Origin of the sequence: Agromyces chromiiresistens, assembly GCF_029167465.1 — a bacterium.
GTDB lineage: Bacteria > Actinomycetota > Actinomycetes > Actinomycetales > Microbacteriaceae > Agromyces > Agromyces chromiiresistens.
This window is the reverse complement of sequence record NZ_JARFNL010000004.1, coordinates 1049590-1069865: the sequence shown is the minus strand read 5'-3', so window position 1 is coordinate 1069865 and position 20276 is coordinate 1049590. Positions and strand designations below refer to the sequence as shown.

Here is a 20276-nt window from a genome sequence, read left to right as displayed (position 1 = left end):
AGCGGGCCGGCTCCCTTCGGCAGGCTCAGGGAGCGCGGGCCGCGACTACACTGCCCACTGGGCGACGACGTACCAGCAGGAGGCCGCATGCGCACCTACGCCGAACACCAGCGCGCCGTGCACGAACTGCTCGATCCGCTGGGCGCGCGACTCGGCGCCGGCGCCGAGGTCGTCGCGGTCGACGACGCGCTCGGCCGCGTGCTCGCCGACGACCTCGTCTCCCCCGCCGACCTGCCCGGCTTCGACAATTCGCAGATGGACGGCTACGCCGTGCGCGCGGTCGACCTCGCCGCAGCGAGCCCCGGTGCTCCGGTGCGCCTTCCGATCGGGCCGACGAGCGCGGCCGGCGACGCGATCTTCGACCTCGCGCCCGGCACCGCGTCGCCGGTCATGACCGGAGCACCGATTCCGCGCGGCGCCGACGCCGTCGTGCAGATCGAGGTCGCCGACCCGCCGGCGTTCATCGGGCTCGGCGGCGGACGGCACGACTCCCCCGCCGGCTCGGTCGTCGCGTTCACCGCTCCCGTGGCGCACGGCCTGTTCGTGCGACCGGCGGGCAGCGATGTCGCCGCGGGCGAGCTGCTGCTGCCGGCGGGGTCACGCCTCGGTCCGGCGCAGCTCGGCGTGATCTCGGCGGCCGGCCTCACGCACGTCGCGGTGCGCCGCCGAGTGCGCGTGCTGCTGCTCTCGACCGGGCACGAGCTGCGCCCGCCGGGGTCGGCGCTGCGGCCCGGGCAGATCCACGATGCGAACACGGCGATGCTCGCCGCCGCCCTCCGCGAGTGCGGCGCGAACGTCGTCGACGCCGTCGCTCCCGACGAGCCCGAGGCGGTGCGAGCGGCGATCGCCCGAGGCATCCACCCCGCCGACGGCGAGCCGGTCGACCTCGTCGTGACGACCGGCGGCGTGAGCGCCGGTGCGTTCGAGGTCGTGCGCGACGCGCTCGAGCCGCTCGGAGTCGAGTTCACGAAGGTCGCGATCCAGCCCGGCGGGCCGCAGGGACTCGGCACCGCGACGCTCGGGCCGGGCGACGCTGCCGGCCGCGCCGCCGCGCCCCGAGACGACCACACCGACGAGGATGCCTCGGCCGAGGCATCCGGCAGCACCGGCGCGGTGAGCGTGCCGGTCGTGTCGTTCCCCGGCAATCCGGTGTCGGCGCTCGTGTCGTTCGAACTGTTCCTGCGACCGGTGCTGCGCCATCTCGAGGGGCTCACGCCCGACCGCAACCGCGCCCGACTGCGCCTCGCGCACGACGTGGTCTCGCCCGCGCGCCGCCATCAGGTGCGTCGCGGCATCATCGACGGCGACGGTGCCGTCGAGGTCGGCGCCCCGAGCTCGCACCTGTTGCACGCCTATGCGAACGCCACCGTGCTCGTGCACCTGCCGATCGGGGTCGATGCGCTTCCCGCCGGCTCCCTCGTCGACGTCTGGAGGATCGATGACTGACACCCCGCCCCGCCTCACGCACCTGCGCGACGACGGATCCGCGCACATGGTCGACGTGACCGACAAAGCGATCACGAAGCGCACCGCGAGCGCGCAGGCCGTGCTCACCACCCGCCCCGAGGTCGTCGCGATGATCGCCGACGGCACCCTGCCGAAGGGCGAGGCGATCGGCACCGCGCGCATCGCCGGCATCATGGCGGCCAAGCAGACCTCGTCGCTCATTCCGCTCTGCCACCCGCTGCCGTTGACGAAGCTCGACGTCGACATCACGGCCGACGGCTCGCAGGTGCGCGTGGTCGCGACGGCGACGACGAAGGGCGTGACGGGCGTCGAGATGGAGGCGCTGACCGCCGCGAGCGTCGCCGCGCTCACGCTCTACGACATGATCAAGGCCGTCGACAACCGCGCGGTGATCACCGACATCATGGTGCTCGCGAAGGAGGGCGGGAAGAGCGGCGACTGGAGCCGGGAATGACCGCGCACGGTGCGACCGCCGATTCGTCGGCCGACGAGGGGATGCCTCGTGCCGCGACCGTGCTCGTCGCGTCGACGCGTGCCGCGGCGGGCGTCTACGAAGACACGACCGGGCCGGTGATCGCGTCGTGGTTCGCCGATCGCGGGTTCGACGTGCTGGGCCCCGTGGTGGTCGCCGACGGCGCCGAGTTCGCCGTTGCGCTCGGCCGGGCGCTCGACGCGTCGCCGTCGGTCATCGTGACGACCGGCGGCACGGGGCTCGCGCCCGCCGACCTCACCCCCGAGGCGACGGCCGCCGTGCTCGATCGCGAACTGCCGGGCTTCATGGAGGAGCTGCGTCGCCGCGGCACCGCGACGACCCCGACCGCACTGCTCACGCGCGGGGTGGCCGGCGTCGCCGGGACGACGTTCGTCGTGAACCTGCCCGGCTCGCGCGGCGGGGTGCGCGACGGGCTCGCGCTGCTCGGCGAGGTGCTCGACCACGTGCTCGACCAGCTCGCGGGCGGCGACCACTCGACTCCGGTCGAATAGCGACGTTCGCCTGTCCGGCGGTCGAGTAGCGACGAAGGAGCGTATCGAGACCTGGTGACCGGGTCTCGAGACGCGTGATCCTTCGTCGCCCGCTGCTCGACACCGGAGTGGGCGCGTCAGGCGCGCGGCGCGCGCGGCGGGGTGACGTGCGCCTGGGCGCGCGCGGCGTTGCGTTCGGAGACGCGGGAGATCCACTCGAGGCGCTCTCGCTCGAGCGGCACGGCGAACACCGCCCACAGCACGAGTGCGACCCCGGCGCCGACGAGCGCGCCGCCCACCGTGTCGCTCAGCCAGTGCGCACCGAGGTAGGTGCGGCTGATCGCCATGAGCACGGTGTACGCGACACCGAGCACCCAGACCCAGACGCGTGGCACGATGACCCCGATCGCCACCACGATCGTCGCCGCGTTCGCGACATGCCCCGACGGGAATGAACCGTGGTCGGAGACCACGATCATGTCTTCGGGACGCGCCCTGCTGAACACGCTCTTCAGCACCTGCACGACGCCGGCACTCGCGGCCGAGGCGACGATGAAGTAGAACGCCCCCCATGGGCGGCGCAGCAGGAGCAGCACGATCGCCGTGCCGACGGGCACGATGAACACGCCGACGATGCCGCCGCCGAGCGCGTTCATGAAGTACGCGAAGATGTCGCCCACCGGGCCGCGGAGCGAGAGCATCTCCTCGACCCACTCCTCGTCGACGCCGAACGGCAGGCCGCCGTTGCGCCCCATGATGACGACTCCGAGGAGCGCCGCGGTCGCGATCGCGACGATGCCTCCGATGAGCGGCGCACGCCGCCGGATCGTCCGCACCGAGGCATCCCGTTGCTTCGCCTCGATGGTCTTCGCCGCCTGCATCCCCCAACGCTAACCCGAGGTGGTGGCGGGGCGGCGCAACGGCGCGACCCCGGTCAGTCGGTGAGCGGCGGCACCGTCTTCGGGCGCACGAGCGCCCAGAGGCCGATGATCGCGACCGCCGCGGCGCCCGTCATCACGACCGCCATCGGCAGGGCGCTGCCGACGCCCATGAGGCCGATGAGGGGCGAGATGAGCCCCGCGAGCCCGAAGTTCAGGGCGCCGAGCAGCGACGCCGCCGTGCCCGCCTCGCTGCCGTGCGACGCGAGCGCGAGGATCTGCACCGCAGGGAAGGAGAATCCGCACGCCGTGATGAACAGGAAGAGCGGCACGATCGTGCCCCAGAGCCCCGCACCTGTCACGTCGAGCACGCCGATCGCGATCGCCGAGCCGAAGAGCACCACGGTCGTGACCGCGAGGATCCACTGCGGCGCGACCCGCCCGCGCATGAGCCGCGAGCTCGTCTGCACACCGATGATAATGCCGACCGAGTTGACGCCGAAGAGCAGCCCGTACTGCTGGGCCGTGAACTCGTAGACCTCCTGGAACAGGAACGACGAGGTCGACAGGTAGCCGAACAGGCCCGTGAACACCATGCCGCCGACGAGGGCCGCACCGAGGTAGACGCGGTCGCGGAAGAGCGCCGCGTACCGGTCGCGCATCGTCGAGTGCCCCGACACGTGCCGGCGCGACGGGGGCAGCGTCTCGACGATGAGGAACGCGACGCACAGCACGACGACGACGCCGTAGCCGGCGAGCACCCAGAAGATGCCGCGCCAGTCCATGACCTGCAGCAGCTGCGAGCCGATCACGGGCGCGAGCACCGGCGCGAGGCCGTTCACGAGGGCCAGCCGCGACAGCATCTTCACGAGCGGCTTGCCGCCGAACAGGTCGCGCACCATCGCCATCGCGACGACGCCGCCCGCCGCCGCCCCGAAGCCCTGCAACAGGCGGAACGCCGCGAGCCACGCGATGTCGGGCGCGAGCGCCGCGCCGACCGATGCGGCGATGTGCAGTGCGGTCGAGAGCATGAGCGGAAGCCGCCGCCCGACCTTGTCGCTCCACGGGCCGACGATGAGCTGGCCGAAGCCGAACCCGATCATCGTGCCGGTCAGCGTGATCTGCACCGCGGCGGCCGAGACGCCGAACTCGTCTTGCAGCACCGGGAACGCGGGCAGGTAGAGGTCGACCGTGAACGGCCCGAGCGCCGTGAGCGCGCCGAGCACGAGCACGTAGACCAGCCGCTGACGGCTGGACAGCGCGTCGCCGGGGTGCGTCGAGACGACCGGCGTCGACCGCGTGTCGTCGGGGCGGATGATGGGGATGGGGCTCGTGGCGGACATGCGGTTCCTGGCGTGCTCGAGGCGGGAGGGAGAAAGGCTGGATGCGTCGGCGCACGCCGTCGGACGCCGAACTCGAATCGATTCGAAAGGATTCGAGAAGACACGATTCTACCCGACGCGGGTGCCTCGCCATCAAGCCCGAGACCTCCCCCGCCGCGGAGATCGTGCATCGATCGGCCCGACCGCGCGGTGCCCCACGTCGGTAGGCTGGATCGGTGCCGTTCGATCTCCGAGACATCCCGCTCGATCCGAAGGCCGAGGCCGCGCTCGCGGCGCGCGGCCTCGAGTACCGCGTCGTCCGTCCCGATGAACGCGAGGGCCTCGAGGCGTGGGTCGAGGCAGACCGACGCGGATTCAACGAGGGGCGAGCCGGTGCCGCCGAGTTCGCCCGCGAACTGTCGGTGATCGCCGACCGCCGCGTCACCGCCGTCTACGACCCGACGCTCGACGCGCCCGAGGTTCCCGTCGCCACGACCGCGAGCTGGCCGACCGGGCTCAGCGTGCCTGGCGGCCGCAGCGTCGACAGCTGGGCCGTCGCGTCGGTCACCGTCGCCCCGACGCACCGCCGTCGCGGCATCGCCCGCGCGATGATGGAGGCCGAGCTGCGCAACGCGCAGGCGGCCGGCGCCTCGCTCGCGATGCTCACGGCGTCGGAGGCCACGCTCTACGCCCGCTACGGGTACGCCCCCGCTGCGCGCATCTCGACCGTCGAGGTCGAGCGTCGTCGCGTCGAATGGATCACTCCGGCCGAGCCCGGTCGCGTGCAGTTCGTCGCGCCCGACGTCATGCGCACCGCCGCCGGCGCGATCGCCCGACGCGCCGTCGCCCGCACGCCCGGCGAGATTGACCGCTGGCCGGGCCTGCTCGACCGGGTGCTCGGCACGCATGACCCCGACAGCGAGCGATCGCGCGCCGTTCGGGTCGCCCGCTACGACGACCGCCACGACCAGCCGCAGGGGTTCGTCGTGTACCGGATCCGTCCGCAGCACGACGACCCTGCGGGCGTGCTCGAGTTCGACTTCCTCGCAGCGGCGACCGACGAGGCCGAGCGCGCGCTCTGGCGATTCCTCACCGAGCACGACCTCGTCTCCCGGGTGCGCGGCCGGTTGCGCTCGGTCGACGAGGCGCTGCCCTGGCTCATCGCCGATCGGCGCGCGATCACCGTGAGCGACGTCACCGACCACCTCTGGCTGCGCATCCTCGACCCGGTCGCCGCGCTCGAGGCGCGGCGCTACTCGGGCCCGGGGTCGCTCGTGCTCGACATCGACGACCCGCAGGGGTACGCGGCCGGCCGGTTCGAGATCGAGTTCTCGGCCAAGGGCCACGCCGAGGTGCGACGGGCCGAGTCGAACGGCGGGGATGCCTCGGCTCGCGCCGCGCGCCGGTCGAGGCCCGCACAGGGGTTGGGACTGCGCCTCGGCGTCGCCGAGCTCGGTGCGATCTACCTCGGCGACGTGGCGCCGTCGCTGCTCGCCCGCGCCGGACGCATCGTCGAGACGACGCCCGGCTCGCTGGCGCTGGCCGACCGCGTGTTCGCGTCGCCGCGCACCCCGCATCTCAGCATCTGGTTCTGAGGGTGTCAGCGCCCTCGTTCGTCGGCCGCTCCCGGGCCGGCTCGGGGCCGCCGGCTAGATCGAGTCCTGCCGCGGGAAGACGACCTTCTCCATGATGATGATGAGCGACGCCGCGACCGGAATGGCGACGAGCGCACCGAGCACGCCGCCGAGCGTGCCGCCCGCGACCGCCGCGATCACCACGAGGGCTCCGGGAACCGCGACCGCGCGGTTCATGATTCGGGGGCTCAGCACGTACGCCTCCACCTGCATGTAGATCAGGTAGTAGATCGCCGCGGCGAGCGCGGTGTACGGCCCGGCGGCGAGGCAGACGAGCGAGATGATGACCGCACCCGTGAGGGTTCCGACGAGGGGGACCAGCGAGAAGAGGAAGGCGATGAACGCGAGCAGGATCGGCGCGGGAGCCCCGATGATCGACAGGAAGAAGAGGCTCAGCACGCCGTTGACGGCGGCGAGGCTGACCTGCCCGATGACGTATCGGCCGACCGACCCGGTGATCTCCTCCGACACGTCCCGGTAGCCGGCACGCGACGACGCAGGAACGAACCGCGCCGCGTAGCGCTTCATCGAGTCGAGCGAGGCGAGGAAGTACAGGGTGAGGATCAGCACGATGGTCGCCCCGGTGAACCCGCCCGCGATGCCGGCGCCGACGGCGAGGATTCCGCCGCCGAGCGAGCCGAGGTTCGCCGGATCGGCGAGCCACTCGCCGGCCGACTCGATCGCTCCCTTGATCGCGTCCTCGGACCCGGTGATGCCGTTGAGCCAGATGACGAGGTCGCTGTGCTGGGCGTTCTCGACGATCGCGGGCCAGTTCTCGATGACGTCGGTGGTCTGCTCGACCACGATCGGCACGATCGGCACGATCGTCGCGATCAGCCCGACGAACAGGCCGATCACGACGGCGAACACGATGAGGATCGCAGCCCAGCGGGGCAGCCCCCGTCGCTGCATCCAGCTCACGACCGGGTCGAGGCCGAGCGCGAGGAAGAGCGCGAGCGCGACGTAGAGGATGACCGTGCCCAGCTGCCCGACGATGCCGCCGAGCACGAGGGCGAGCAGCACGCCGATCGCGCCGACGAACCCGATGCGGAACGCACGGATCTTCACCTCGGGCGAGCGCGCATCGCCGTCGCTCGTCACCTCGGCCGCGGGCGGTGGCGCCGCCGGCGCACGCTTCGTACGGATTCGCATGGTGCCGACGCTACCGCCGCGCCGAGGCATCCCCCGGGAATGAAACGGATGCCGCGGCGATTGTGATCAACGGGGCGCCGCCGCGCGCCCGGGTGAGGAGTGGCGTGGGCGACGCAGCAGGTGTGGGTTTCCGATCCGAGCGCGGGCCGGTGCTCATCGCGGTCATGCTCGCGACGGGGCTCATCGCGATCGACTCGACCATCCTCGCGACGGCGGTGCCGTCGATCGTGCGCGACATCGGCGGGTTCGCGCAGTTCCCGTGGCTGTTCTCCATCTACCTGCTCGCGCAGGCGGTGTCGGTGCCCGTGTACGCGAAGCTCGCCGACACCGTCGGCCGCAAGCCGATCATGCTCGTCGGCATCGCGCTGTTCCTCGTCGGATCGGTGCTCTGCGGGTTCGCGTGGGACATGACGTCGCTCATCGTGTTCCGCGCGGTGCAGGGCCTCGGCGCCGGCGCCGTGCTGCCGGTCTCGATCACCATCACGGGCGACATCTACACGGTGCGCGAGCGCGCCAAGGTGCAGGGCTACATCGCGAGCGTGTGGGCGGCGTCATCGGTGCTCGGCCCGACCCTCGGCGGGGTGTTCGCCGAGTTCCTGTCGTGGCGCTGGATCTTCTTCATCAACATCCCGCTCTCCCTCATCGCGGCGCTCATGCTCTGGCGGGCCTACCACGAGTCGTTCGAGCGCAAGAAGCATCGCATCGACCTGACCGGCTCGATCGTGCTGACCGTCGGGCTCACGCTCGTGATCCTCGGCGTGCTCGAGGGCGGACAGGCCTGGGCGTGGCTCTCGTGGCAGAGTCTCGTCGCCTTCGGCGTCGGCGCCGTGCTGCTCGTCGCGTTCGTGTTCATCGAACTGCGCGCAGCCGAACCCGTGCTGCCGCTCTGGGTCTTCTCGCGCCGCCTCATCGTGACGACCTCGCTCATCTCGCTCGGCGTCGGCGCCGTGCTCATCGGGCTCACGTCGTACGTGCCGACGTTCCTCGAGATCACGGCCGACGCGACGCCGATCGTCTCGGGACTCGCGGTCGCCGCGCTCACCCTCGGCTGGCCGATCTCGGCGTCGAACTCGGGCCGGCTGTACCTGCGCATCGGGTTCAAGAACACGGCGCTCATCGGCATCACGATCGCGGTGCTCGGCAGCATCGCGCTGTTCGCGGTGTCGTTCGTGCCGAACGTCGTGACCACGGCGATCGCGTGCTTCATCGTCGGCCTCGGCCTGGGGCTCATCGCCTCGCCGACGCTCATCGCCGCCCAGTCGTCGGTGCCGTGGGAGGAGCGCGGCGTCGTGACCGGCGCCAACATGTTCCTGCGGTCGGTCGGCAGTGCCGTCGGCGTCGCGATCTTCGGCGCGATCGCGAACGGCGCGATCGCCCGGTCGGGACTCGGCGACCACTCCCCCGTCGCGATCCAGGCCGCGTCGGCCGCGGTGTTCTTCGCCGTCGCCGTCGCGGCGGTGCTCACGATCATCGCCGCCGTCGCGATGCCGCGCGCCCGCGTCGACGAGATCGAGCACCGCCCCGTGGAGGCCGCCGCCGCGAGCTGAGCCCAGCCGGTCTCAGTCCCAGCGGCCCGCGGGCGGCATGACCTCGCCCTCGAGGGTGCGCACCCAGCGATCGCCGGTCGCGCGGTGCTCGGCGCGAGTCGCGAAGCGGTAGTGGTAGGCCCGCACCCTGATCCAGCGCGGCGGCGCCCCGTCGAACGGGTCGTGCGCGAGCAGCGCGAGCGTCGCAGGATCGGCCGCGAGCAGCCGCTCGAGGAACACCGCGAACCACGGCTCCCACATGCGGCCGAGCGGCAGGAACCACATGAGCCAGTCGAGCCGCAGATGGTAGGGCGCCCACTGGCGCGGCAGCGCTCGCAGGTCGCCCGGCTTGCCCTTGAAGCCGTACTCCCGCCAGGAGGCATCCTCGTCGGGAACCTCGTCGTCGGTGCCCTCGACGACGATCTCGATGCGCCGCGTCGTGACGGTGCCGAACGCGCCGTAGGCGTTCACGAGCATCCACCGGTTGAAGCTCGCGTTCATGAGCTGGCGGTGCGCGAACAGGTTGCGCAGCGGCCACCAGCTGAGCACGACGATCAGCGCGCCCACCGCGAGCACCACGATCGTGAACCAGAGCGGCGAGCCCGAGGCATCCGAACCGAGGTCGGCCGGAATCGCGGGGATCAGCCAGTGCCACACCGGATCGGTGATCGCCGAGGCCGCGAGCACGACCGTGATCCAGTTGAGCCAGGCGAAGTTGCCGGTGACGATGAGCCACAGCTGCGTGAGGATGACGACCACCGCGGCCGCCGAGCCCACCGGCCCCGGCACGAACAGCAGGAACGGCACCACGAGCTGCGCGAAGTGGTTGCCGAGCACCTCGCCCCGATGGAACCACGGCGGCAGCAGGTGCGCCTGCCTGCTGAGCGGGCCGGGCATCGGCTGCGTCTCGTGGTGGTACATGAGCGCGGTGAGGTCGCGCCACTCGCGCCCGCCGCGGATCTTGATCATGCCCGCCCCGAACTCGAGCCGGAAGACGAGCCACCACACCGCGACGATCGTCACGACCGGCGGCGGCACCTCGTCGGAGCCGAGGAACGCGACCGTGAAGAGCGCCTCGCACAGCAGCATCTCCCACCCGAAGCCGTAGAAGGTCTGGCCGACGTTCACGACCGACAGGTACAGCACCCACAGCGCGAGGAACAGCACGAGCGGCAGCCAGGGCGGCCCCAGTTGCGGCAGGCCGGCGACGAGGGATGCCGCGAGCACGATGCCGGTCGCGGCGACGACCACGAGCCGACGATCGGAGTACCCCCAGCGGAAGAGGCTCGGCCCCCGCAGTCGCGCACCGGGCGCGCTCGCCCGGCGCAGGAGTTCGGGCACCGGCAGCAGGCCGCGCTCGCCGAGCAGCGGCCGGAACTGGTTCAGCGTCGAGACGAACGCGACCACGGCGAGCGCCGCGACGCCGCGCTGCAGCACCTGGCGGGCGACCTCGTAGTCGTGCGCGTCGAACCAGGCGGTCCAGTCCACATGTCCACGCTACGCCCGGGCCCGTCGGGCGAATAGGAGCGGAACCGCCTCGAAACTTCAGAGCCCTTCAGGCGCCGATGCCGAACCGCTCCTTGAGCGCGAGCTTCGCCGCGTACCACCCGTTCATGCCGTGCACGGCCGGCCCCGGCGGGGTCGCGCTCGAGCACAGGTACACCCCCTCGACGGGTGTGCGCCATGGCGCCGTCGACACCACGGGCCGCTTGACGAGCTGTGCGAGCGTGAGCTCCCCCGAGTAGATGTCGCCGCCGACGTAGTTCGCGTTGTACGCGCCGACCTCGGCCGCCGAGCTCGCGGCCGACGCGAGCACGACGTCGCGGAACCCCGGTGCGAACCGCTCGACGGCGGCGGTCACGAGCTCGGTCGCGTCGAGCGTCGACCCGGCCGGCACGTGCGTGTACGCCCAGAGCACGTGCTTGCCGGCGGGTGCGCGGGTCGCGTCGACCACGCTCGGCTGGCAGACGAGCACGTAGGGATGCCTCGGCGCCCCGCCGTGCCCCGACACCTGCAGGCTCACCCCGGGTTGCAGGCCTCGCGCGACCGCGTTCTCGGCGAGCGCGATCTCGCGCCGGCTGCCGCCGACGTGCACGGTCGGCGCGAGCCCCACGGCGGGGTTCGCCCACGGTACCGGCCCGTCGAGCGCGAAGTCGACCTTCGCGATGCCCGAACCGTAGCGGTAGCGGCGGAGTGCCCGTTCGTAGCGGCCCGGCAGGTCGGCCGAGAACAGCAGCTCGGGCGACGTGTCGAGCAGCACCGCCCGCGAGCCCGAGACCTCGTCGAGCGCGCGAACGGGCGCGTCGGTCACGATCTCGGCGCCGCGCTCGCGCAGCTCGGCGACGAGCGCGTCGGCGATCGCCTGGGACCCGCCGACGGGCAGTCCCCACCCGACACCGTGGCCGTGCATCGCGAGCAGGAGCCCGGCGCCGGCCGAGGCGAGCGAGGGCATCGCGCCCGCGGCATGCGCGACGACCCCGGTGAGCAGCGCGGGGGCGACGTCGCCCCTGAAGCGCGAGTTCCACGCGGCCGTGCCCTGTTCGAGCGCACGCAGCCCGAACCGCACGGCGGCGATCGGGTCGCGCGGCACCTGCAGCAGCTGCGAACCGGTGAACGCGACGACCCCCCGCTGGCGGGCGAGCAGCGGTGCGACGAGGCGGCGCCACGCCGGACCGTCGACGCCGAGCCCGTCGGCCGTGCGGTCGAGGTCGCGCCAGGCGATGCCGGCCCGCCCGCCGGGCAGCGGATGGGCGTACGAGACCTCGGGCACGACCCACTCGGGGGCATGCGGGCCGTCGATGAGGCCGAGCTTGTGGAAGACGGGCGAGGCGAGCCCGGCGGGGTGCACGGCCGAGCACACGTCATGCCGGAACCCGGGCAGGGTGAGTTCGGCGGTGCGCACCCCGCCGCCGAGCGTCGGGGCGGCCTCGAGCACGCGAACCGAGAGGCCGGCCCGGGCGGCGACGACCGCGGCGACGAGGCCGTTCGGCCCCGAGCCCACGACGGTGAGGTCGGCCACGGTCAGAACTCGCGCTGGTAGACCCAGGGCAGGCGGTCCATCAGCAGCCGGTGCCGGTGGCCCCTCGCGCCCGACACCTCGTCGTCCTCCTGCCAGAGCACCATGCGCCGGGCGTCGTCGCGACGCGCCACGTACTCGAGCATGTCGCCCGAGGCGAAGGCGGTGAGCGCGTGGTCGACCGAGTCGACGCCCGCGAGGCCGTGCAACGTGACCCACGTCGGCGGCCAGAGCGTGAGCTCGCCCGCCGCGTGCCGCTCGAGCGCGTCGGCCGGCCGCAGCCAGTCGACCGCGACGACCTCGTCTGCGGCGAGCCGGAACTCGCCGTCGGGCACGCGCACCGCGAAGAACGTGGTGGTGAGCTGCTTGGGCGCCCCCTTCGGCGGCGTCCACCGCGAGAACGGCACGAGCTCGTCGGCGGCGAGCACGAGACCCACCTCCTCGGCGACCTCTCGCACCGCGGCACGCCGGGCGGCGTCGATGCCGTCGCGCGGCGTGCCGTGCAGGTCGCCGTCGTCGACGGCACCGCCGGGGAACACCCAGGCGCCCGCGAACGAGCCGCGATCGCTCGGCCGTTCGGCGAGGAGCACCTCGACGCCGAGCTCGCCGTCCCTCAGCAGCACGACGGTGGCGGCGGAGCCGGTGGCGGGCGGGGCGGCGACGGAGACGGAGGTGGAGGTGGACCGGGACTCGGGCACGGTGTCCATCCCTTCAGCCTAAGCCGGTGGCCGCGGCCGGGCCAGACCTCGTGCGCCGAGGCCGCCGCTACACTGCCGACATGCAGGAGCCCGCCGACCAGCCGCACGTCGACCCCGCGGGGCCGTCGCGATTCGCGCGCGCCGTGCTGGCGCCGAACCCCGGCCCGATGACGCTCGACGGCACGAACAGCTATGTGCTGCAGGCGCCCGGCGCGCGCACGAGCGTCGTCGTCGACCCGGGGCCCGCCGATGCCGGCCACCTCGCCCGCCTCGCCGCCGCTCCCGTCGAACTCGTGCTCATCACCCATCATCACGCCGACCACACCGAGGCGATCGACGCGTTCGCCCGGCTGACCGGGGCTCCGGTGCGCGCGATCGACCCGACGTTCTGCCGCGACGCCGCCCCCCTCGCCGACGGCGAGCGCATCGTCGCCGCCGGCCTGGCGCTCGAAGTCGTCGCCACCCCCGGTCACACGCGCGACTCGGTGTGCTTCGCACTGCTCGGCGAAGCCGGTGCGAGCGCCGGAGCCGCCGCCGACGCAGACCCGCCGCGCGCGGTGCTCACGGGCGACACCGTGCTCGGCCGGGGCACGACGATCATCGCCGATCCCGACGGGGCGCTCGGCCCGTACCTCGGTTCGCTCGAGCGCCTGCGCGCGATCGGCACCCCCGGCCCGGTCGCGGTCCTGCCGGGCCACGGCCCCGAGCTGCCCGACCTCGCCGCGATCTGCGACGCGTATCTCGCCCACCGCGCCGAGCGACTCGACCAGGTGCGCGCCGCGCTCGCCCGGCTCGGCGCGGATGCGACGGTCGGCGAGGTCACCGATCTCGTCTACGCCGACACGGATGCCTCGGTGCGGGGTGCGGCCGAGGCATCCATGCGCGCCCAGTTGGCGTACCTGCGCGACCTGGCCTGACGCCCCCTCCGACGCCGAATCGCCCGGCTCCGCGGGGAACCGGGCGATTCGATCGATACGGCGAGGTGCGGAGGTCAGGCCGCGACGGCGAAGCCGCCGGTCCAGCCGATCTTCTCCTGCACGGCGAGCGTGAGCTGGAGGAAGCCGATCGACTCGAGCTCGCGGGCTCGCTTCAGGGCACCGGCGTCGATCGCCTTGACGCCGCCGGCGCGCACGACGTCGATGAGGGCCTGCTTGGCCACCGCGTCGTCGCCCGCGACGAGCACCGTGGTCTCCTCGTCGCCCACGGTCTTCGAGGCGAGGGTCGCGGCGAAGTTCGTGTTGAACGCCTTGAGCACGCGCGACTCGGGCAGCAGCTCGGCGAGCTCGGCGGCCTTCGAGCTGTCGGAAGCGGGAACCAGCGAGTCGAACGTCTCGAAGTCCAGCGGGTTGGTGATGTCGACGACGATCTTGCCGGCGAGCTCGGCGCGGCGCGCCTCGGCGATCTCGGCGATCGCGAAGTGGGGCACGGCGAGCACGACGATGTCGCCCGTGACCGGCTGCGAGAGATCGCGGCCGAGCACTTCGACGCTGTTGCCGCCTGCGGCGACGATGCCCCCGATGGCCTGACCCATGTTGCCGTTCCCGATGATGCTGACGGTCGTCATTGTCTTTCCTCCCCGCGCCTCGTCGACGCGATTACTTGTTTCGACAACCATCACTCTAAGGCAAATAAGTTGTCCCGTCAACTATTGCGGTAGACTGGCCGCATGACCGACGACACGAAGTGGCTCAACGCCGAGGAATCGGCGGCGTGGGTGCGCCTCATCGCCGTCGCCGAGCTCCTGCCCGGCGCGCTCGACGCGCAGCTGCTGCGCGACGCCGGGCTCACCCACTTCGAGTACGTCGCGCTCATGGCGCTCGCCGACGCCCCCTCGCGCACGATGCGCATGACCGAGCTCGCCTCCCGCACGAATGCGACACTGCCGAGGTTGTCGCACGTCGCCCGCCGGCTCGAGGAGCGCGGCCTGATCCGCCGCTTCCCGTGTCCCGAAGACCGTCGCGCCACGAACGCGACCATCACCGAGGCCGGGCTCGACCTCATGGCCGAGGCGGCGCCCGGGCACGTCGACACCGTGCGCGCCAACGTGTTCGACGCGCTCACGGCCGAGCAGCTCGAGCAGCTCTACGTCATCGCCGGCGCCGTGCTCGCGAAGCTCGACCCCGACGAGCGGCTCACCGCAACGTCGTGCCAGTTCAGCGAGGGCCCGGTCGTCCGCACCCTCGCGGGGTAGTGGCCTCGATTCGCTGAGGCCTCCCGAGCTCGTCGGGAGTGCGCCCTGCCGGCTTCACCCGCCTGGGCGCCGGTGCCGCGGAGACTCATCGTAGATCCCGCACGCGGGGTCAGCCGGTCCCCCGCATGGACTCCGGTCCCGCGTACGGGCATTGCCGATCCCGCGTGCGGGCGCCGGTCCGTCGCGTGGGAATCGTCGGTCCCTCCCTTCAGCGCCAGCCCGTCGCGTGGGAATCGTCGATCCCTCCCTTCAGCGCCGGCCCGTCGCGTGGGAATCGTCGATCCGTCCCTTGAACGCCGGTCCGTCGCGTGGGGCGCCGGTTCCGTGCGTGGGCGCCGGTTCCACGCGTCGGCGCCGGTTCCACGCGTCGGCATCGGTTCCACGCGTCGGCGTCGATCCTGCGTGGACATCGCTCTAGGGAACGAGGACACAAGTCCACAACTCCACACCCCTGCAGGACACAAGTCCACAACTCCACACCCCCGCAGGACACAAGTCCACAACTCCACACCCCTGCAGGACACAAGTCCACAACTCCACACGTCTTCCCAATGAGGCCCCGCCACCTGGCGGGCCAGCGAGGAGCGAGGAGCGAGGAACGAGGAACGAGGAGCGCGGAACGAGGAGCGCGGAACGCGGAACGACCAGCGCGGAACGCGGAACGACCAGCACGGAACGCGGAACGACCAGCGCGGAACGCGGAACGACCAGCGCGGAACGCGGAACGACCAGCGCGGAACGCGCAGGGAGGAACGAGCAGCGATAAGCGCGGAGTGAGGAGCGTGTCGCGAGGAGCGCGCCGCGCCTCGCTCCTGAGCTCGAGAGCTCTCCTGAGCTCGAGAGCCGAGGAGCAAGCGGATTCTCTCCGCCGAGAGCAGCACTGCTCTCGGCAGCATCCGCCCCACCGTGCGCCGACGCCGCGCAGGCTGGGTTCATGAGCGAACAGACCCCGGCGATCCAGCCGATCGACGCCGAGCTCACCGCCCGGCTCTTCCATGAACGCATCATCGTGCTCGGCGACGAGCTCGACCAGCAGGGCGGCAACCGCCTCTGCGCGCAGCTCGTCACCCTCGCCGGCGACGACCCCCGTCGCGACATCCGGTTCTGGATCAACTCGCCCGGGGGCTCGGTGTCGGCCATGCTGGCGATCGCCGACCTCATGCGCTCGATCCCGAACGACGTCGCGACGATCGCGTACGGCATCGCGGCGAGCGCCGGCCAGTTCCTGCTGAGCGCCGGCACCCCGGGCAAGCGCTTCGCCCTGCCGCATGCGCGCATCCTCATGCACCAGGGCTCGGCCGGCATCGGCGGCACGGCGGTCGACGTCGAGCTGCAGGCCGACGACCTGCGGTACACCCGGGACACCGTGCTCGGCATCACCGCGGAGAACACCGGCCAGCCCATCGCGAAGATCGCCGAGGACTCGCTGCGCGACCGCTGGTACACGGCCGACGAGGCGGTCGACTACGGCTTCATCGACCGCGTCGTCGACGGCTTCGACGAGATGTTCCCGAGGGCTGTGCGGCCCCAGACCGGATTGCGAGTGCCCGCATGACCAGCTACACGATCCCCTACGTCGTCGAACGCCGGGGCAACAGCGAGCGCGCGCTCGACGTCTACAGCCGCCTGCTCTCTGAGCGCATCGTCTACCTCGGCACCGAGATCGACGACGGCGTCGCGAACGTGCTCATCGCGCAGTTCCTGCACCTCGCGTCGGAGTCGAACGACACCCCGATCAGCCTCTACCTCAACTCCCCCGGCGGTTCGCCCGGCGCGGCGCTCGCGGTCTACGACACGATGCAGCACATCCGGCCGGATGTCGCGACGACGTGCGTCGGCCAGGCGGGCGGGCCGGCGGCGGTGCTGCTCGCCGGCGGGGCGAAGGGGCAGCGTGCGATCCTGCCGCACGGCCGGGTCGTGCTGCACCAGCCCTCGACGCAGGGCCGCGGCACGATCCCCGACCTCATCATCCACGCCGACGAGGTCGTGCGAGTGCGCGCCGAGCTCGAGGCGGCCCTCGCCGCCGACACCGGGCACGACGTGGCGACCCTGCGGCACGACACCGACCGCGACCTCATCCTGCCCGCAGCGGCGGCCGTCGAGTACGGGCTCGCCGACCACGTGCTGACGGCACGGGTGCCGGTCGGAGCCGGCGCGGCCGCCTACGCGGCGAGCAGGTAGACGCCGCCGCGCGGCGCGGCGACGGTCGCGCCGCCGTCGGCGATCGCGCCCGAGGCCTCGTCGAGGTCGAGCACCAGCACGGTGCCGACGTCGACGGCGGGATGCCTCGCCGGCGCGTCGGCGCGGAACGCGAGCGCGCGCTCGTGGTCGAGGCGCTCGCGCCGCTCGGCCTCGAGCTGTTCCGCCTCGTGGCGGGCGCCGAGCACCTCGCCCACCCGGTGCGCGACCTCGAAGAGCTCGAGCCCGAGCGCCTCGGCGACGGCGCCGAGCACCTCGCTCGACGGCTCTTTGCGGCCGCGCTCGATCTCGGAGAGATACTGCGGTGAGACGCCGGCCGAGGCCGCCACCTCGGTGAGGATCCGCTCCTGGGCGAGCCGCTCGCCTCGCAGTACCTCGCCGAGCACGTCGCGCCAGAGCGGCTTCGACCTGCGCGGGACCGTTGGGAACTCGACGACCTTGCCCATGCCCCGAGGCTAACCGCGGCCGGTACCCGACGACAGGGCGATCCGCTCACAGCAGAACGGGCCGCTTGAGGCCATGCAGGCGACGCGGGACCCGAACCCGCGCCGCCTGCGCCTCACCGCCTCAGGTGCGAGGCGGTGTCCTCATCGGCGGACTCCGCCGATGTTGATCTCGGCCGCCCCGCCGAAGGCATTACCGGCCACCGAGTTCAGGCCGACGAGCTTCACGTAGCGACCGGTCGCAGCCTCGAACGCGACGCGCTGCGGTCCGAGATCGCCCGTGAACGATCCGGTCGCCACCGGCTCGCCCCAGGTCGACCCGTCGGTCGAGACGTACACCTGGTAGTCCTTCATCCGGCCGTTCACCGCGTTCTGGCGGGTCAGGTACTCCAGGCCGGTCACGTCGTAGTCCGCACCGAGGTCGATGGTGATGTGGTGCGGGTACGGTCGCGCACCGTCGCGGTAGGCGGTGTGCCAGAACGTGTACGGGTCGCCGTCGATCGCGTTCGTCGCGGGCGTGTGCTCGGAGACCGTCTCCTCACTCGAGACGTCGGCGATGGACAGCAGGGACTGGTCGATGAGGTCGGGCATCGGCGGGATGGTCGGAACCGCGAGCGTCTCGGTCACCCTTCCGGCTCCGTCGCCGCCCCCGTACTCCACCGTCGCGGAGAAGACTCGGAGCGCGTAGCCCGGGCGCTTCTCGGGGACTCGGATCTGGAAGGCGGCCGACTCCTCGTCGCCCGGCGCGATCCGCCCGAGGTCGTCGTCGACGGTGACGACCTGCCAGCCGATCGGGCCGGCGAACGAGACGGCGACCTTGCTCATCGCCTTCGCCGAGTCGTTCTGCACGGTCACCTCGACGTCGACGATCGCCGGGCCCTCCAGGCTGATCTCCGAGATCGAGACAGCGATCTCGGGCTCGGCGGGCGCCTCCTCGTCACCGGCGGCGGCCTTCGGAGCTGCCGCCTCGCTGGGATCGGCCGACGCCGCGGGCCCGGATGACTCGGGCGCGACGGCTTCGGTCGTCGGAGTCACCCTCACCGGGGTCTGGGATGCCGGGGCTTCGGCCGACGGCACGACCGGAGGCTCCGGAACCGGGGCGGGGCTCGGGGCCGGCACCGGCGCCGAGTTGCTCGTCGCCGTCGGCTCCTGCGCCTCGTCCGGGGTGCTGCCGAAGGCGGGCTGGGCCGCGAGCGCGAGCGTCGAGGCGAGTGCGAGCGCGGCGATCGCGCCGCGCCGAACGGTCTTCGATGACATGTCTGATCCTCTCGTCGGCGTCAGGCGACCGCGGGCATCGTGGTGCGGACGGAATCGAGCCCGAGGCGGAGCTTCTTCCAGTCGCCCCTGGTGAAGTCGGGCACTTCGACGGGACGACCCTTGTTCTCGAGTGACTTCACGCTGAGCGGCACGGGCGCGCACCATGCGGCGGAGTCGTAGACGTCGATGTCGGGCACCTGCCCGGTGCGCATGAGCTGCACGATGCGCCACTGGAGGATGTAGTCCATGCCGCCGTGGCCGCCGCCGGCCGCCGGCCCTTCGAGGTCCTTCCAGAGCCAGTGGTCGTACTCCGTGCGCAGGGCGCTCGCGCCGCGCCAGGTGTCGCCGCTGTGCACCGGTTCGACGTAGATGCGAGCACCGGTCGTATCGCCGCCCGCGTAGTCCTCGAAGATGCCGCGACTGCCCTCGATCGTGTTGATCCTGCTGTAGGGGCGTGGCTGGCTGACGTTGTGCTCGGCCCGGATCATGCGTCCGTTCGCCGTGCTGATCATGCAGGTCACGAGGTCGCCGTTGATGTACTCCTCCTTCCACGAGCGGTGGTCGCGCGGCACGAAGCGCTCGCGATAGTCGGCGAGGCCCCGCGGAGCGCTGGAGGTCGCGGTGAGTGTCGTGAACCGGTCGCCGCGGTTGATGTCCATGGCCGCGGCGATGGGCGCGAGCCCGTGCATCGGATAGAAGCTCGCCACGCTCTTGGTGTGCCAGATGCGGCGCCAGTCGTCGGTGTAGTACCCGTCGCTGAACAGCAGCGAGCGCAGGTCGTGCAGGTAGCCGCCGTGCCCGCTCGTGATCTCGCCGAAGACGCCGTCGTGCGCCATCTTCAGCATCGCGAGCTCATTGCGGCCATAGGAGCAGTTCTCCATGAGGAAGAGATGCTTGCGCGTCTTCTCGCTCGTGTCGACCAGGTCCCAGAGCTCGTCGAGCTCGGTCGCGATCGGCAGCTCGACGCCGGCGTGGGCGCCGGCGAGGAGCGCCGCCCTGCCCTGCTGGAAGTGGAACTCCCACGGCGTCGCGATGTAGACGAGGTCGAGCTCCTCGGTGTCGAGCATCTTCTGGAACGACGTGTCGGAGCCGCCGTACTCGCGAGGACGCGCCTTGCCTGCGGCGGCGACGCGGTCGGCGGCTCGGGTCGCCCGGTCGGCCCTGATGTCGCAGACCGCGACGACCTGCGCACCCGGCACGGCGACCCAGCTGCCGAGCATGCCCATGCCCCGGTTGCCGAGGCCGATGAGGCCGATCTTCACGACTTCGACGGCCTCGAACGGCTGGTTCGCCATCGAGCTGGCGCCGGAGGCGCGCATCGGCGCGGCGGCGTGCGCGGACCCGGAGGCCGCGGCCGTCGCGATCGCGACGCCGGCGAGCGCGCCGCCGATGAGGTTGCGGCGAGTGAAGCCCGTCGGCACCGATTCGAGCTCGGCCGCCGTGCCGATTCGCTCGCGCGGGCTGGTCAAGAAACGCATCATTGCACTCCTGAGAACGGTGTGTGGTCACTTGCCCAGCACACTCTCGCGA

General features: G+C 72.1%; 19 protein-coding genes. 9 read left to right on the top strand and 10 right to left on the bottom strand.

Annotation, left to right across the window (positions count from 1 at the left end; translation table 11 throughout):
* The first annotated feature begins 87 nt into the window (after positions 1–87).
* The 3 genes from PX701_RS12310 to PX701_RS12300 are packed head-to-tail and all read left to right on the top strand — an operon-like array spanning position 88 to position 2451.
* The gene (locus PX701_RS12310) at positions 88–1446 is read left to right on the top strand and encodes a molybdopterin molybdotransferase MoeA (protein WP_231431806.1); all 1359 of its coding nucleotides are present in this window, start codon (positions 88–90) and stop codon (positions 1444–1446) included.
* Positions 1439–1921, top strand: coding sequence for a cyclic pyranopterin monophosphate synthase MoaC (gene moaC, locus PX701_RS12305; RefSeq protein ID WP_275506447.1), 483 nt, complete (start codon positions 1439–1441; stop codon positions 1919–1921). Before PX701_RS12310 ends, moaC begins: the two co-directional genes overlap by 8 nt.
* Entirely contained in the window at positions 1918–2451 is a 534-nt protein-coding gene (locus PX701_RS12300) for a MogA/MoaB family molybdenum cofactor biosynthesis protein (protein ID WP_275506446.1), read from the top strand. The genes moaC and PX701_RS12300 overlap by 4 nt, the downstream gene beginning before the upstream one ends.
* A 116-nt stretch (positions 2452–2567) precedes the next feature.
* Here the strand turns inward: PX701_RS12300 and PX701_RS12295 are convergent, their stop codons facing one another.
* The gene (locus PX701_RS12295; protein WP_275506445.1) at positions 2568–3311 is read right to left on the bottom strand and encodes a phosphatase PAP2 family protein; all 744 of its coding nucleotides are present in this window, start codon (positions 3309–3311) and stop codon (positions 2568–2570) included.
* Positions 3312–3364: 53 nt separating this feature from the next.
* A complete protein-coding gene (locus PX701_RS12290) occupies positions 3365–4651 on the bottom strand; it encodes a multidrug effflux MFS transporter (RefSeq protein ID WP_275506444.1) in 1287 nt (428 codons plus the stop codon).
* Positions 4652–4866: 215 nt separating this feature from the next.
* On the opposite strand from PX701_RS12290, the gene PX701_RS12285 reads away from it, so the two are divergent.
* Positions 4867–6225: a GNAT family N-acetyltransferase gene (locus PX701_RS12285; protein WP_231431811.1), complete on the top strand. Its 1359-nt coding sequence runs from the start codon at positions 4867–4869 to the stop codon at positions 6223–6225.
* A gap of 54 nt (positions 6226–6279) precedes the next feature.
* Here the strand turns inward: PX701_RS12285 and PX701_RS12280 are convergent, their stop codons facing one another.
* The gene (locus PX701_RS12280) at positions 6280–7416 is read right to left on the bottom strand and encodes an AI-2E family transporter (protein ID WP_275506443.1); all 1137 of its coding nucleotides are present in this window, start codon (positions 7414–7416) and stop codon (positions 6280–6282) included.
* A gap of 164 nt (positions 7417–7580) precedes the next feature.
* Here PX701_RS12280 and PX701_RS12275 point away from each other — a divergent pair, with 164 nt between their 5' ends.
* Positions 7581–8963 carry an MDR family MFS transporter gene (locus tag PX701_RS12275; protein WP_231432381.1) on the top strand — a complete coding sequence of 461 codons (1383 nt, stop codon included), beginning with the start codon at positions 7581–7583 and terminating at the stop codon, positions 8961–8963.
* 12 nt (positions 8964–8975) lie between these two features.
* Here PX701_RS12275 and PX701_RS12270 read toward each other — a convergent pair whose 3' ends face one another.
* The 3 genes from PX701_RS12270 to PX701_RS12260 all read right to left on the bottom strand — a co-directional run bounded on the left by PX701_RS12270 (position 8976) and on the right by PX701_RS12260 (position 12665).
* Positions 8976–10430: a lipase maturation factor family protein gene (locus PX701_RS12270; protein ID WP_275506442.1), complete on the bottom strand. Its 1455-nt coding sequence runs from the start codon at positions 10428–10430 to the stop codon at positions 8976–8978.
* Positions 10431–10497: 67 nt separating this feature from the next.
* Entirely contained in the window at positions 10498–11961 is a 1464-nt protein-coding gene (locus PX701_RS12265; RefSeq protein WP_275506441.1) for a phytoene desaturase family protein, read from the bottom strand.
* A gap of 2 nt (positions 11962–11963) precedes the next feature.
* On the bottom strand, positions 11964–12665 hold the full coding sequence (locus PX701_RS12260; protein ID WP_275506440.1) for an NUDIX hydrolase: 702 nt from the start codon (positions 12663–12665) through the stop codon (positions 11964–11966).
* Between the two features lie 71 nt (positions 12666–12736).
* Here PX701_RS12260 and PX701_RS12255 point away from each other — a divergent pair, with 71 nt between their 5' ends.
* On the top strand, positions 12737–13573 hold the full coding sequence (locus tag PX701_RS12255) for an MBL fold metallo-hydrolase (RefSeq protein WP_231431816.1): 837 nt from the start codon (positions 12737–12739) through the stop codon (positions 13571–13573).
* Between the two features lie 74 nt (positions 13574–13647).
* On the opposite strand, the gene PX701_RS12250 is transcribed toward PX701_RS12255, so the two are convergent.
* Positions 13648–14220, bottom strand: a complete 573-nt coding sequence (locus PX701_RS12250) for an NADPH-dependent F420 reductase (RefSeq protein ID WP_231431817.1) — start codon at positions 14218–14220, stop codon at positions 13648–13650.
* 102 nt (positions 14221–14322) lie between these two features.
* Between PX701_RS12250 and PX701_RS12245 the strand changes: the two genes are divergently transcribed.
* The 3 genes from PX701_RS12245 (at position 14323) to PX701_RS12235 (ending at position 17028) form a co-directional block, all read left to right on the top strand.
* Positions 14323–14847, top strand: coding sequence for a MarR family winged helix-turn-helix transcriptional regulator (locus PX701_RS12245; protein ID WP_231431818.1), 525 nt, complete (start codon positions 14323–14325; stop codon positions 14845–14847).
* A 934-nt stretch (positions 14848–15781) separates the two neighbouring features.
* Positions 15782–16402, top strand: coding sequence for a ClpP family protease (locus tag PX701_RS12240; protein ID WP_275506439.1), 621 nt, complete (start codon positions 15782–15784; stop codon positions 16400–16402).
* Complete coding sequence (locus PX701_RS12235) at positions 16399–17028, top strand: ClpP family protease (protein ID WP_275506438.1); 630 nt, start codon at positions 16399–16401, stop codon at positions 17026–17028. Before PX701_RS12240 ends, PX701_RS12235 begins: the two co-directional genes overlap by 4 nt.
* Here PX701_RS12235 and PX701_RS12230 read toward each other — a convergent pair.
* The 3 genes from PX701_RS12230 to PX701_RS12220 form a co-directional block, all read right to left on the bottom strand.
* Positions 17010–17492 (bottom strand): helix-turn-helix domain-containing protein, encoded by a 483-nt coding sequence (locus PX701_RS12230; RefSeq protein ID WP_275506437.1) that lies wholly within the window; start codon positions 17490–17492, stop codon positions 17010–17012. The genes PX701_RS12235 and PX701_RS12230 overlap by 19 nt on opposite strands.
* A 141-nt stretch (positions 17493–17633) precedes the next feature.
* On the bottom strand, positions 17634–18746 hold the full coding sequence (locus tag PX701_RS12225; RefSeq protein ID WP_275506436.1) for a discoidin domain-containing protein: 1113 nt from the start codon (positions 18744–18746) through the stop codon (positions 17634–17636).
* A gap of 20 nt (positions 18747–18766) precedes the next feature.
* Positions 18767–20215: a Gfo/Idh/MocA family protein gene (locus tag PX701_RS12220; RefSeq protein ID WP_275506435.1), complete on the bottom strand. Its 1449-nt coding sequence runs from the start codon at positions 20213–20215 to the stop codon at positions 18767–18769.
* Positions 20216–20276: the final 61 nt, after the last annotated feature.

Bases quoted from the DNA above. Each gene is read 5' to 3' on its own strand.
- PX701_RS12310 (WP_231431806.1), top strand. From the start codon at position 88: ATGCGCACCTACGCCGAACACCAGCGCGCCGTGCACGAACTGCTCGAT.
- moaC (WP_275506447.1), top strand. From the start codon at position 1,439: ATGACTGACACCCCGCCCCGCCTCACGCACCTGCGCGACGACGGATCC.
- PX701_RS12300 (WP_275506446.1), top strand. From the start codon at position 1,918: ATGACCGCGCACGGTGCGACCGCCGATTCGTCGGCCGACGAGGGGATG.
- PX701_RS12295 (WP_275506445.1), bottom strand. From the start codon at position 3,311: ATGCAGGCGGCGAAGACCATCGAGGCGAAGCAACGGGATGCCTCGGTG.
- PX701_RS12290 (WP_275506444.1), bottom strand. From the start codon at position 4,651: ATGTCCGCCACGAGCCCCATCCCCATCATCCGCCCCGACGACACGCGG.
- PX701_RS12280 (WP_275506443.1), bottom strand. From the start codon at position 7,416: ATGCGAATCCGTACGAAGCGTGCGCCGGCGGCGCCACCGCCCGCGGCC.
- PX701_RS12275 (WP_231432381.1), top strand. From the start codon at position 7,581: ATGCTCGCGACGGGGCTCATCGCGATCGACTCGACCATCCTCGCGACG.
- PX701_RS12260 (WP_275506440.1), bottom strand. From the start codon at position 12,665: ATGGACACCGTGCCCGAGTCCCGGTCCACCTCCACCTCCGTCTCCGTC.
- PX701_RS12255 (WP_231431816.1), top strand. From the start codon at position 12,737: ATGCAGGAGCCCGCCGACCAGCCGCACGTCGACCCCGCGGGGCCGTCG.
- PX701_RS12250 (WP_231431817.1), bottom strand. From the start codon at position 14,220: ATGACGACCGTCAGCATCATCGGGAACGGCAACATGGGTCAGGCCATC.
- PX701_RS12245 (WP_231431818.1), top strand. From the start codon at position 14,323: ATGACCGACGACACGAAGTGGCTCAACGCCGAGGAATCGGCGGCGTGG.
- PX701_RS12240 (WP_275506439.1), top strand. From the start codon at position 15,782: ATGAGCGAACAGACCCCGGCGATCCAGCCGATCGACGCCGAGCTCACC.
- PX701_RS12235 (WP_275506438.1), top strand. From the start codon at position 16,399: ATGACCAGCTACACGATCCCCTACGTCGTCGAACGCCGGGGCAACAGC.
- PX701_RS12230 (WP_275506437.1), bottom strand. From the start codon at position 17,492: ATGGGCAAGGTCGTCGAGTTCCCAACGGTCCCGCGCAGGTCGAAGCCG.
- PX701_RS12225 (WP_275506436.1), bottom strand. From the start codon at position 18,746: ATGTCATCGAAGACCGTTCGGCGCGGCGCGATCGCCGCGCTCGCACTC.